Genomic DNA, 12,183 nt, shown 5'->3' with positions numbered 1-12,183 from the left:
GGGCTTTCAGGCCCCGGTCGGCGTCCAGATGATTGCCGATTTAGCTGCCGGCCAGCTGGTATTTGCCAGCTCCAGTGCCAATTTCCGCAGCCGTAGCCTGGCCATCGAGGGTGAACTGCGCGTGGGCAGTGAGCGAGGCGACTGTGAGGGCGCCCATCGCTGCAAGCGTAAAGATTTTCATGATGGTGGGTTTTTAAAAGTGGGTTTGAGGATGAAAATGATGGAAAGCGGTGGGCGTGACAGGCGGCTACAGCTGCACGTATTGTCGCATCGTAACCTGGTCGCCATGCATTATTTTCAGGAGGTAAGTGCCGGGCGCAATTCCGGTTTCGTGGGTCGAAAGCTGATGCGCGCCCCGCGTGAGGCGCTGGGCCGGCGTGAGGGTGCGCACCAGCTGCCCCGTGAGGGTGTAGAGCGTGAGCTGCACGGTCTCGTCGCGGTCGAGCACCAGGGCTACGGTGCGGGCCCCTGGGGCCGGGTTCGGAAATACTTGGGCCGTGAAGCCTGCCCCGGAAGCACCAGGCAAAGAAGAGGTTACGGATGAAGATACGAATTCTACGTCATCAATGCCAGCCGTTTCGCCGGCGTGGGCATCGGAGCGCAGCCCGATTTCGCACTGCCCGTTGCTCACCACAATGCCGCTCACCAGCACCTGCGTCCAGGTGCTGGTGGTGGGCAGGGTGGTAGCCAGCTCGGTGCCGCCGAAGCCGTTGGCGTAGAGCTGGCACTGGGCCTGGCCGCCGCTGCTCTGGGCCCAGGCGCGCAGGGTGTAGGTGCCGTTGGGTACGTTGGCGAGCAGCTGGTAGGTGCGCACCTGGTAGGCGGTGGCTTTTTGGTGGGCCAGCTGGTAGGTGCTGGCGTAGCCGTAGTTCTGCGTCAGGTCGGCGTCGGCATCGGCGGTAGTGGCGGTGCTCCAGCCCAGCGGCGTTTGGGTGGCAGCGGTGTACTCCAAGCCCGGGTTGTAGACCAGGCCGGGGCTAGGCGGGTTGTTCAGAAAGGCATTGATGGCCCCGGTGGGCTGGCCGTTGCTGTTCCAGATGCTTAGGCCGTAGCTCATCCAGTTATACGCCTGGGGCTCCCAGTAGAGCACGCCCAAGCTCTTGTTGTTGGGCACGGCGCGGGTTTTGGCCATCAGGTCGAGCAGCATTTGCTGTGCGGGAATGGGCACGTTGGCGGGCATGCCGGCTTCTACCACCATCACTTCCTTGCCGGGGTAGCGGCTCACCATGTCATTCATATTGGTGAGGCACTGCGCCGTGAGCGTGGGCCAGTTGGCGGCCGTGGGGTAGAGCGACATGCCAATGACATCGTACCGGGCATTGTTATTCCGCAGCCCATCGAACAGGTAGCGAAACAGGCTGTTATTGAAGCCGTTGGAAATATGCACGATAACCTTGCTGGTGGGGTTCACGGCCTTCACGGCCGCGTAGCCCCGGTCGACGAGGCTGGCGAAGTTGGCCATGTTGGTCGAGGCGCGGCCTTCGGGCCAGAGCATCCCGTCGTTGGTTTCGTTGCCCACCTGCACCCATTCGGGCACGATGTTGTTAGTCTTCAGCGAGTCGAGAATGCTGTAGGTGTGGTTATACACGTCGGTTTGCAGCTGGGCCAGGGTGTGGCCCACCCAGGCGGCGGGCTTGGTCTGCTGGCCGGGGTCGGCCCAGGAGTCGCTGTAGTGAAAGTCAATGAGGAGCCTGAAACCCAGGTTGTGCGCTCGGATGGCCTTGGCGATGACGTCGTTTTTGCCGTTCCAGCCGCCGGCCGGGTTCACCCACACCCGCAGCCGGATGGTGTTCATGTTGTGGTCGTGCAGCAGCTGAAACAGGTCCTGCTGCGTGCCGGCCTCGTTGTAGAAGCGGTAGTTGGCGGCCTCCATCTGGCTCACCCAGCTCACATCGGCCCCTTTGGCAAAAGCAGCGGGGGCTTGGCCGGCCGCGTGGCGCGGCAGCCCAGTAAGGGCCCCCATTATCAGCAACAAAAGTAGGCTTCTCATGATAGCGGTGGGGGTGTTTGGCGAGCGAATTGACTAACGTAGAGGGTTTTACGGAATCATTGAGAAAAGTATTCGTTCAGTCTGACAGAACCGCTATTGCAGCGAAATCGACTCTATATCCACATTCGCCGGGCTGCCGGTAACGTTGGCCGCATCCCAGGTCAAATGCAGCACTTCGGCCTCCGCAATTTTCAGGCTGCCCGCGCCGGGAGCTTGGTAGTGCAGCGGCAGAAAGCCGGGGTAGGGCCGGGGCATCAGCAGCAGCGCCGCCGGCCGGAAGGCACTGAGCGGCAGCCGGATTTCCCGCACCTCCGTGCTCAGCGCCAGCGGCGCGGCGTAGGCCACGGCATCTTTCGTGGTCAGGGTGAGGCTTACGCTGGTATTGGGCTGGCTGCTGCGGGCCCGCACGACGACAGTCGTAAAATCCGCTAAATCGGTGGTGCGGCCAGCCAGCTTATCGCCGAAAAATGCCCGCAGACTAGCGGCCGGGCCGGTAGCAACGGGCTGGTTAGGCCGGGGCGGGCCTTGCACAAGGCGCAGGGCGAGGGTGCCGTTGGGCAGCGTCACGTAGTCGGTCCAACTCATCGGAGCCAGCCCATGGGCCTCAATGCGCTCTTGGTCGCGGCTGGCCTGGAAGAGCGGCAGCGGCGCGCCAGCCGCCACAATGGGTACTTCGTAGTGCTCATTATGGGCAAAGTCCCAGTCGCGCGGCTGGCCACTAAAGCCGCCGGGAAACGTGAGCGCCTGCGCACCTTTTTTCACCATCAGCCAGTAGCGGAGCTGGCCGGGATAGAGCAGCTCGGCGGGCACGGTGGCCTCTAAATTGGCGTAGCTCCGGGTGGTCATGGGTAGGGTGCGCGTGGGGCCATAGTAGTGCTGCGCCACCAGAAACACGCTGTCGGTGGGCACGAGGCCGCTGATGGTAGCGCTGATGCGCAGGGGCTGGCCCGCCGTGGCCTGGGCCGGCGCGGTGTGCCGCACCTGCGGACCCAGCTCGGTAGGTTTCGGGGCCACAAACTCGCCCAGCTTGATGTGATTGAAGGCTGTTTGGGCCGTGAAGGCGGCCGTGGATTTGCCGGACGCGGCCAGCAGGTACACACCGGGGCGCACGGTGGCGCAGCCCTCGGCGGCTTGGGTCTGGATGGCGTTGCCCTCGTTCAGGCCTTTTATAGTGAAGCTGCGGCCGAGGTCACTCAGCGACACTTGCAGCGGCTGGTCGTTCCACGAAATCTGCGTTACTGGCTTGCTCAGTGAGGCTTTCTCGAATGGGTCGCGGATGGCCACGGCATCGGGCATTACCTCCAGCCGCCACACGCCGGGGGCCAGCTTATCCAGAAAATACGCGCCGGTGCCGCCGTAGCGCACCACCGGCGACGAGCCCACGCCCGCCAGGTGCTGCAACCGGGCCGGCTGCCGGAGCGCGGTGCCGGTGTTGGCAGTGTAGTAGAATTCTTCGGGCGAGTTCAGCTCGCTCAACCCCAGCCGGTAGCTGACGTGAAAGTTGCCAAAAACCGAGTCTTGCGGGTAGCGCCCGAACGACTGCCCGCGTCCCACGCTCCGAAACGCCTTGCCCGCGATGAGCAGGCTCAGCGCCTTGGCCGGCGTGTAGGCCAGGTTCAGGTAATGGGTTTGGTACTCGGTGTTGGCGTAAGCAATGGCCATGGGGTCGTAGGCAAACTGCGTGGCCCACTGAAAACCGGCCTCGCGGAAGCTGCGGGCCATTGCCGGGTACATCACCGGCTGAATAATATCAGCCGACTCGAACTCATACACCATCTTCGTCTTGCTCCGAAAGCGCGCGTCTGTGCGGTACGGAATGGGGTACTGGTCCACGTAGGGAAGGAAGTTGCCGCGTAGCGTGTGGTTGCTCACCAGGCCCTGCGGGTACCATTGGTAAGTCAGGCCATCAACTTTGGCGTTGAGGATGGCCTGGTACACATCGGGGTTTTCCGAGATGTTGTAGAACACCGGCTTGCGGCAGCCCGTGGCCCGAATGGCAGCGGCCATGCGGTCGGCAAAAATGGTTACCTGGGCTTCGGGCTTATGGTAGCGCGGCTCGTTGCACACCTCAAAGGCCAGAATATCCGGGTCTTCGCGGTTGAGGTTTTTGGTATAGGGGTTGCGGTGGTTGAGAAACTGCTTGAGGTACCGCTCCTGAGCCGCGATGGCGCGCGGATTGGTGTAGGCTTCGCCCTTGGAATAGATGCTGGAAAAGCCAGTGCCCGAGTCCTTTTCGGGGTAGCCATTATTCCAGTAGGCAATGGGTGTAAGGATGAGTTTGATGCCGCGCTGCTTCAGCTCATTCACCAGGAAATCGAATAAGTGCAGGTGCTCATTTTCTAGCAGATTTCCGGTCGTATCGGTAATTTCCACATCCCAGACGTGCACCCGAAACGCATCGACACCCAGCCGGGCCAGGTGGTATACATCCTGCCGGATGGCCTGCTCCACGTTCACGCCCAGCTTCTGGTGGGCCCGGTAGGAGTAGGCGAAGGGCGCGGTGTAGTTCACCCCGAACAGGGCTACTTCCTGCCGGGTTTTCTGCCAGCGCAGCACGCCCTTGCTGTCCACAAAAACATCGCCCGAAGGCAATTTAGCCGCCTTTTGAGCCGTGGCTGCCGGAGCGCTAAGCACCTGAAGAAAGCCGCCGAGCAGCAGCAAAAACGAAAGGCGGAGAGGCATACGCAAAGGGAAATGTCGAAAAACAGACAAGCGAAAAACGTCGGAGAAACGAAGCTGCGCCAACTGGGCAGCCGGCCCGATGTTGAACCGAAGGTTATAAAAACGGTTCGCCGTAACAGCCAGTACACTGCGCAGGAAGGCCGGATACTTTACACAAACGATTGTGCAAATGTACGCGCCAAGCTGTACTTTTCGGCTCGCAAAGGCGTCTGGCTGTCCACTTGGTCCGCCGTTGCGTAATTCCATAGCCTCGTTTGCATTCGGTTTTTGTCTGGTCTTTTTCCCACCGATTTTCCATGCCTACTCCACTCATTCAGGCCGTTCAGGCCGATTTTCAACAACGCTTTGGCTACGCGCCGCTGCTGGTGCGCGCCCCCGGCCGCGTCAACCTCATCGGCGAGCATACCGACTACAACGCCGGCTTCGTGCTGCCCGCCGCCGTGGACAAGGAAATGAGCTTCGCCGTGGGCTTGAACGGGACCGAGAAAATCCGCCTAGTGGCCTATGATTTGGGCGAGGATTTTGAGCTGGCCAAAGCCGTCGAAATCAGCTCCAGCGCTACGCATTGGGCCAATTACCTGCTGGGCGTGGCGGCCCAGTTCCAGCTGCGCGGCCACGCCGTGCCGGGCTTCGACTGCGTGTTTGCCGGCACCGTACCCATGGGTGCGGGCATGTCGTCGTCGGCCGCCGTGGAGTGCGGGCTGGCCTTCGCGCTCAATCATTTCCTGGGTACCAACCTCGATAAAATGGAGCTGGCCCGCATTGCGCAGCTGGCCGAGCATACCTACGCCGGTGTGCAGTGCGGCATCATGGACCAGTTTGCCAGCCTGTTTGGGCGGCCCGGCCATGTCGTGCGCCTCGACTGCCGCTCGCTCGACTACGAACATTTCCCCTTCGATACCACGGCCTGCCGCATCGTGCTCTGCAACTCGGGCGTGAAGCACAGCCTGGCCAGCACCGCCTACAATACCCGCCGCCAGGAGTGCGAGCGCGGCGTGGCGGTGCTTCAGCAGCATTACCCCCACATCGCAGCCTTGCGCGATGCCACGCTGGCCCAGCTCGATGCCCACCGCGACGAGCTGGGCCCCACGGTGTTCCGCCGCTGCGCCTACGTGGTGCGGGAAAACACTCGCGTAGTAGAAGCCTGCCGCCACCTCGAAGCCGGCGACCTGGCCGCCTTTGGCCAGGAGATGTACGCCAGCCACGCCGGCCTGCGCGACGACTACGAGGTAAGCTGCGAGGAGCTTGACGTGCTGGTAGAGGCAGCCCGGAAAGCGCCCGGCGTGTTCGGCTCGCGCATGATGGGCGGCGGTTTTGGCGGCTGCACCATCAACCTGGTTGCGCCCGATAAGGTGGCGGCGTTTATTGCCAGCGTGAGCGCGGCGTACCGGGAAAAATTCGGGATGACGTTGGAAACCTGCCAGACTACGATTGTGGGTGGAGTAGGGGCGGTGGCGGTGTAGTGACGCAACATTTTGCGTCTCGTCGTTGAACGACCCGCGTTGAACGGCCGGAGCCGTGCCGTTCGCACAAACAACTAAATAACATCAGCAACGACGAGACGCAAAATATTGCGTCTCTACACCGTTCTAAAAATACTTGTTAAGAAGCTGTTTAGAAAGTCCCCGAACGGTCATGCAGCGCGCAGCATCTTGCTCGCATCGTCAGGCCCGTTCAACGATGCGAGTAAGATGCTTCGCTGCGCGCTGCATGACCGTTTGAGTACCTTTTGTGACTTTCTAAACAACTCCTATGTCTTCTTTCGACTCCACCGAGCACCCGCACCGTCGCTTTAATGCCCTTTCGGGCGAATGGGTGCTGGTGTCGCCGCACCGTTCCAAGCGCCCCTGGCAGGGCCAGCAGGAAGAAACTGCGCCGGACCAGCGCCCCGCCTACGACCCCACCTGCTACCTCTGCCCCGGCAACGTGCGCGTGGGCGGCGAGGTGAACCCGCAGTACACCGATACCTTCGTGTTCAATAATGATTTCGGCGCGCTGACCCCCGACGTACCTACCGGCGGCATCACCAAAGGCGGCTTGCTGCGGGCAGAGGCGGAGTCGGGCATCTGCCGCGTCATCTGTTTCTCGCCGCGCCACGATTTGACGCTGCCGCAGATGGAAGCGCCCGCCATTCGCAAGGTGGTGGACCTTTGGGTGGAGGAATTCACGACGCTCGGGGCGCGGCCGGATATCAACTACGTGCAGATTTTCGAGAACAAGGGGGCGATGATGGGCTGCTCGAATCCGCACCCGCACGGCCAGATTTGGGCGCAGCGCACCGTGCCCGGCGAGCCCGCCAAGGAAACGGTGCAGCAGCTGGCCCATTTCCAGCAGCACGGTCGCACGCTGCTGAGCGACTACCTGAAAATCGAGCTGGAGCAAAAGGAGCGAGTCGTTATCGAAAACGAGCATTTTGTGGTGTTGGTGCCGTTCTGGGCCGTGTGGCCGTTCGAAACCATCGTCATTGCCCGCCGCCCGGTGCAGGACGTGACCCAGCTCACGCCCGAGGAGCGCGACGCGCTGGCCGACATGCTGCGCCGTCTCACCATTCGCTACGACAACCTGTTCAGCATCTCCTTCCCATATTCGGCCGGTCTGCACCAGCGCCCCACCGACGGCCAGGAGCACCCCGAATGGCACCTGCACATGCACTTTTTCCCGCCGCTGCTGCGCTCGGCCACGGTGCGCAAATTCATGGTGGGCTACGAGCTGCTGGGCGACCCGCAGCGCGACATCACGCCCGAGTTCAGCGCCGGGCGGCTGCGCGAGCAGTCGGAAGTACACTATAAGGCCGCTCAATAGGCTTATTGCCGCCGGGCGCCGTCCCCCGGTCTGACCGCCCTAGGCGGTCAGACCGGGCGGCGTCGTGAGGTCGTTCCCGGTCAGCCCGGCCCAGGCGCGTAGCCCGCCCGAAATCAGAAACAATAATTGCCGTTAACGTTCCGCGCTTCATCGGTGTTATGGTACCAGTGGGTTACATTTAGCCCCGCACTCACTAATTTATTTCCGCTTTGGCTCAAAAACGCGCCTCTATCTCGGACATTGCCAAGGAGCTAAACTTGGCCGTTTCTACTGTTTCGCGGGCGCTCAGCGGCCATTCGCGCATTAGTGAAGCCACCCGCAAGCGCGTGTGGAAACTGGCCGAACAACTCAACTACCAGCCCAACCACCTGGCGGCGGCCCTGCGCAAGGGGCGCAGCAACACGCTGGGCGTTATCGTGCCGCACATCGATGGGTACTTTTTTTCGCAGGTGATGAAGGGGGCGGAGGCCGTGGCCAACCGCGCCGGCTTCAACGTGCTGCTGTGCCAGTCGAACGAGGACTACGGCCAGGAGCAGAAGAACGTGGATACGATGATTAACGCGCAGGTCGATGGCATCATGGTGTCGGTGGCCCGTACCACGCACGACTACAAGCACTTCGACAAGATTAAGAAGCGCGATATTCCGCTGGTGTTCTTCGACCGCATTCTGGATAGCCCGGAGGTGAACGCCGTGGAGCTCGACGATTTCCAGGGCGGCTACCAGTCGACCAAGCACTTGCTGGAGCAGGGCTGCCGGCGCATTGCGCACTTCGGCGGGCCGCAGCACCTCAATATCTACATCAACCGTTTTGGCGGCTACCGGCAGGCCTTGCTGGAGTACGGCATTCCGGTGGAGGAAGAGTTGGTGCTGTTCAGCGAGATGTGGGAGGCCGATGGCCGCACCGGCATGGAGCAGCTGCTGGCCCTGCCCAAGCCGCCTGAGGCCGTATTCTCGGCCAGCGACTTTTCCATGGTAGGGGCCATGCGCGTGCTCAAGGAGCGCAAGCTGCGCATCCCCGAGGACATTGCGCTGTCGGGTTTCAGCAACGAGAGCTTCACCCTGCTCACCGAGCCCAACCTGACTTCGGTGGACCAGTGCTGCGAAGAAATGGGCCTGGCCGCTATGCGCCTGCTGCTCGAAATGGTGCAGGAGCACGAGCAGGCCCCCCGCAAAATCGTGATTCAGCCCCGGCTGATGAAGCGGGAATCGTCGCTCTGGCACCAGCGGCCCTAACGTCGCGCCCGGTTCCCGTGAGCAACTACCTGCTGTTCGTCGATACCGAAACATCGGGCATTCCGCGCGACTGGACGCAGCCGTACGCCAGCCGCCACAATTGGCCGCACATTGTGCAGCTGGCTTGGGTAGTATGCACCCCCGATGGCCAGGAAGTGAAGGCCGAAAACCACTACATCCGCCCCAGCGACTACGACATGAGCCCGGAGTCGGGCAAAATCCACGGCCTCACGGCGGCGTTTTTGCAGGCCAACGGCCGCTCGCGCCACGCCGTGATGCAGCGCCTGCACCGCGACCTGCTGCATTATAAGCCCCGCGTGGTGGCCCATTTCATGCAGCTCGATTTCCATATGCTGGGCGTGGGCTTTCACCGGGCCGGGCTGAAAAACCCGTTGCTGGAGCTGCCCCAGTTTTGCACCATGCGGGCCACGGGGCCGCTGCTGCGCCACAGCACCCAGGGCTTTTTGCGGTTGGGCGAGCTGCACCAGCGCCTGTTTCAGGAGCCGCTGCTACGCGAGCATGATGCCCTGGTGGATGCCCGCGCCACGGCCCGCTGCTACTTCCAGATGCAGGCCCAGGGCGTGATTACCGACGAAATAATTGCCCAGCAAGTCCCCATCGGGCTGCCCACGCAGCCGGCCCGGCTGGCGCGCCGGCTGCGGCGCCGGTTGCGTATTGGCGTGGCGCCGTGGCTGCTGCTGGCCGGCGTGGCGCTGGTGCTGCTGGCGGTGTTTTTGTTGGTGTGAATGAAGATGGAAGTCCGTCATGCAGAGCGCAGCGAAGCATCTCGCTTGTGATAGTGACTCAATCGAATGAATTAGTAATGCACGCGAGATGCTTCGCTGCGCTCTGCATGACGGTCTACTTTTACCCATTAAACCTTCGATACTCTGCCCCATGAGCGAAAAACTCGATTTCCTGCGCACCGTGAAGCCCTTCGACCGCCTGCCCGAAGATGTGCTGGCCGAAGTAGCCGAGGGCCTGGAAGAAGTGCGCCATCCCCGCGAGGGCGTCATCTACTACCAGGACGAAACGAAACTGCGGGGCCTCGACATCATCGTGGAGGGCGAGTACGAGACGTTTTTCTACGACAGCCAGCAGAACCGGCGCGTGGTGGAATTCACCCGGCGCGGCGAGTGCTATGGAGGCATCTCGCTGCTGCTCAACAAGAAGAAGTCGCTGCGCACGGTGGTGGCCAAGCGCCACACCCGCGTGTACTTCCTGCACCGGCGCGAGTTTCTGGCGCTGTGCCAGGGCTACGAGAGCTTCTTTCACTTCTTCACCACGCGCTACGGGCAGCGCATGCTGAACGAGGAGTACGCCCACTTTGTGCGGCCCGCCACGAGCAGCGGCTCCAGCTACCTGGCTTCGGACCAACTGTTTTCGCGCCGTATCGAGACGCTGGAGCTGCGGCCCCTCGACGTGTGCGCCGCTTACACGCCCATCCACGAAGTGGCCCGGCGCATGGCCGCCGCCCGCACCAGCTGCTACTTCATCACCAATGCCGACGTGGACGGCCACATCATTGGCTACGTCACGGATATTACGCTTCGCGACAAGGTAGTGGCCGCCTGCGCCGATGCTAGTCTGCCCGTCGAAACTATTGTGGACGCGCCGGTGGTCAGTATCAGCTCGCGGGCGTTTGTGTATGAGGCTATTTTGCTGATGTTCAGGACTAAGACGCGCTATTTGCTGGTCGAAACCGATGGCGAGTACGTGGGTTTTCTGAGCCGCAACAAGCTGCTGACCGACGACCAGGCGCAGTCGCCGTTCATCTTCATTCAGTCGGTGAAGCAGGCGCAGGCCGTGCCCGAGCTGAAGCGCCGCTGGGAGCAGGTGCCGGAAATGGTGTACCAGCTCCTGAACCGGGGCGTGAAGCCCGAAATCGTGAACCAGGTCATCACCACCGTGTCAGATGCCATTGCCCTGAAGTTGATTGAGGGGGCTATTGCCGAGCTTGGCCCACCGCCGGCCAAGTTCGTGTACATGGTGCTGGGTAGCGAGGGCCGCAAGGAACAAACCCTGCTCACGGACCAGGACAACGCTATTATCTACGAAGACAAGGCCAACGAGCAGCGCGAGCTGGTGCGCGACTACTTCCTGAAATTCGCCGAGATGGTGAGCGACCAGCTCAACGAAATCGGTTTCAGCTACTGCGAGGGCGGCTTCATGGCCAAAAACCCGAAGTGGACGCACTCGCTCTCGCACTGGAAGCGCAACTACGTGGCGTGGATGACCGAATCGAACCCCGAAACCGGCATGCAATTCGCCGCTTCCTTCGACTGCCGCTACCTCTACGGCGACCCCGCCATCATGGACGAGCTGCACGATTTCCTGGCCGTGGAGCTGCAAAAGCCGGTGGAGCGCTTCTTCCACCACATGGCCGTGAACGCGCTGCAATACGAGCCGCCCCTCACGTTTTTCAATAATATCCGCACCTTCGCCCACGGCGCGCACCAGGTGTTCAACCTCAAGAAAACCATGTCGCCCATCGTCGATTTGGTGCGGATGTATGCCCTCAAGCACCGCATTTTCGCCACCAACACCGGCGAGCGGCTGGAGGCCCTCAAGGTGCTGGGCATCTTCACCGAGCGTGAGGCCCACGAGCTGCTGCAATCGTACTACTACCTCATGGGCGTGCGCCTGAAAAAGCAGGCCGCCCAGATTATCAACGACAACGTGACGCCCGATAATTACCTCGACCCCAAGACCCTAACCAAGGTAGAGCAGGTGACGCTGAAGGAGATTTTCAAGGTCATTGCCGATTTTCAATTGAAGATTAAGGTGGGGTTCACGAAGTCGCTGAGCTGAAAAGTAGCCGCGTAGCGGCGACAGGTTTGTAGAGAATCACGATTCAAGTGATTCAAAAGCCGCGTAGCGGTGACAGATTTGCGGGCGTTTCTGTCACCGCTACGCGGCTTAGTGGGTAAACGGTTATCGGAACTACAAACCTATCGCCGCTACGCGGCTGTTGCTTTACTTTTGCCGCATTTCCTCGCGGCGCATGGGCATTTTATCCACGGTGCCGAACAGGATGGCGGGCTGGATGGGATGGCTGCTTCGCTCCTTCACGCCGCCGTCTTTGCCGATGAGCACGGCCGCAAATGCTGGGGGCGAAACCCCGGTTTTCTTCGTGAGAAATTGCTGGTCGGTGGTGGAAAGCTGGTTGTAGAATACTTCCAGTACGACGAAATCGCGGGCCGCCATTCCGGCTTTTTCGGCAGCGAGCAGGGCTTTCTGAGCTTTAAAATCGGCTTGTTCGGCTGTAGGGGCGGCCAGCAGGAGCACGCGTTTCTTCCAGCGGTATTCGCGCAGGGTTTGTTCCAGCGGCATGGGTTTGGAGGTTTGGGCGGTGAGTAGGAGCAGACCCAGCAGCAGGAGCGGGGCCGGAAGCAAAAAACGCAGTCGTTTCATAGGGAGTTGATTAAAAGCAGCGCGCTCATGATAACGGCTGGACGTGTTATAAGTGCCGTG

General features: G+C 61.4%; 9 protein-coding genes. 5 read left to right on the top strand and 4 right to left on the bottom strand.

Annotated features, from left to right (window positions below; translation table 11 throughout):
• Nucleotides 1-40 precede the first annotated feature (40 nt).
• The 3 genes from KQ661_RS17485 to KQ661_RS17475 form a co-directional block, all read right to left on the bottom strand.
• Nucleotides 41-181 (bottom strand): hypothetical protein, encoded by a 141-nt coding sequence (locus KQ661_RS17485; RefSeq protein ID WP_216689527.1) that lies wholly within the window; start codon nt 179-181, stop codon nt 41-43.
• A 66-nt stretch (nt 182-247) separates the two neighbouring features.
• Nucleotides 248-1,963, bottom strand: coding sequence for a glycosyl hydrolase 53 family protein (locus tag KQ661_RS17480; RefSeq protein ID WP_216727619.1), 1,716 nt, complete (start codon nt 1,961-1,963; stop codon nt 248-250).
• 120 nt (nt 1,964-2,083) lie between these two features.
• Nucleotides 2,084-4,672 carry a cellulase family glycosylhydrolase gene (locus KQ661_RS17475; RefSeq protein ID WP_216727618.1) on the bottom strand — a complete coding sequence of 863 codons (2,589 nt, stop codon included), beginning with the start codon at nt 4,670-4,672 and terminating at the stop codon, nt 2,084-2,086.
• 296 nt (nt 4,673-4,968) lie between these two features.
• Here KQ661_RS17475 and galK point away from each other — a divergent pair, with 296 nt between their 5' ends.
• The 5 genes from galK (at nt 4,969) to KQ661_RS17450 (ending at nt 11,520) form a co-directional block, all read left to right on the top strand.
• Nucleotides 4,969-6,135: a galactokinase gene (gene galK / locus KQ661_RS17470; RefSeq protein WP_216689524.1), complete on the top strand. Its 1,167-nt coding sequence runs from the start codon at nt 4,969-4,971 to the stop codon at nt 6,133-6,135.
• A gap of 289 nt (nt 6,136-6,424) precedes the next feature.
• Nucleotides 6,425-7,474 carry a UDP-glucose--hexose-1-phosphate uridylyltransferase gene (locus KQ661_RS17465; RefSeq protein WP_216689523.1) on the top strand — a complete coding sequence of 350 codons (1,050 nt, stop codon included), beginning with the start codon at nt 6,425-6,427 and terminating at the stop codon, nt 7,472-7,474.
• Nucleotides 7,475-7,683: 209 nt separating this feature from the next.
• Nucleotides 7,684-8,709, top strand: coding sequence for a LacI family DNA-binding transcriptional regulator (locus KQ661_RS17460; protein ID WP_216689522.1), 1,026 nt, complete (start codon nt 7,684-7,686; stop codon nt 8,707-8,709).
• Between the two features lie 17 nt (nt 8,710-8,726).
• Nucleotides 8,727-9,455, top strand: coding sequence for a 3'-5' exonuclease (locus KQ661_RS17455; RefSeq protein ID WP_216727617.1), 729 nt, complete (start codon nt 8,727-8,729; stop codon nt 9,453-9,455).
• A 151-nt stretch (nt 9,456-9,606) separates the two neighbouring features.
• Nucleotides 9,607-11,520: a DUF294 nucleotidyltransferase-like domain-containing protein gene (locus KQ661_RS17450; protein WP_216689520.1), complete on the top strand. Its 1,914-nt coding sequence runs from the start codon at nt 9,607-9,609 to the stop codon at nt 11,518-11,520.
• 165 nt (nt 11,521-11,685) lie between these two features.
• On the opposite strand, the gene KQ661_RS17445 is transcribed toward KQ661_RS17450, so the two are convergent.
• Complete coding sequence (locus KQ661_RS17445) at nt 11,686-12,123, bottom strand: DUF4174 domain-containing protein (RefSeq protein WP_216727616.1); 438 nt, start codon at nt 12,121-12,123, stop codon at nt 11,686-11,688.
• Between the last annotated feature and the right edge of the window lie 60 nt (nt 12,124-12,183).

It is taken from the genome of Hymenobacter siberiensis, from assembly GCF_018967845.1.
GTDB lineage: Bacteria > Bacteroidota > Bacteroidia > Cytophagales > Hymenobacteraceae > Hymenobacter > Hymenobacter siberiensis.
This window is presented reverse-complemented; position numbering and strand designations above follow the sequence as displayed.

Coding starts and splice junctions, on each gene's coding strand:
- KQ661_RS17485 (WP_216689527.1), bottom strand. CDS start 181: ATGAAAATCTTTACGCTTGCAGCGATGGGCGCCCTCACAGTCGCCTCG.
- KQ661_RS17480 (WP_216727619.1), bottom strand. CDS start 1,963: ATGGGGGCCCTTACTGGGCTGCCGCGCCACGCGGCCGGCCAAGCCCCC.
- KQ661_RS17475 (WP_216727618.1), bottom strand. CDS start 4,672: ATGCCTCTCCGCCTTTCGTTTTTGCTGCTGCTCGGCGGCTTTCTTCAG.
- galK (WP_216689524.1), top strand. CDS start 4,969: ATGCCTACTCCACTCATTCAGGCCGTTCAGGCCGATTTTCAACAACGC.
- KQ661_RS17465 (WP_216689523.1), top strand. CDS start 6,425: ATGTCTTCTTTCGACTCCACCGAGCACCCGCACCGTCGCTTTAATGCC.
- KQ661_RS17450 (WP_216689520.1), top strand. CDS start 9,607: ATGAGCGAAAAACTCGATTTCCTGCGCACCGTGAAGCCCTTCGACCGC.
- KQ661_RS17445 (WP_216727616.1), bottom strand. CDS start 12,123: ATGAAACGACTGCGTTTTTTGCTTCCGGCCCCGCTCCTGCTGCTGGGT.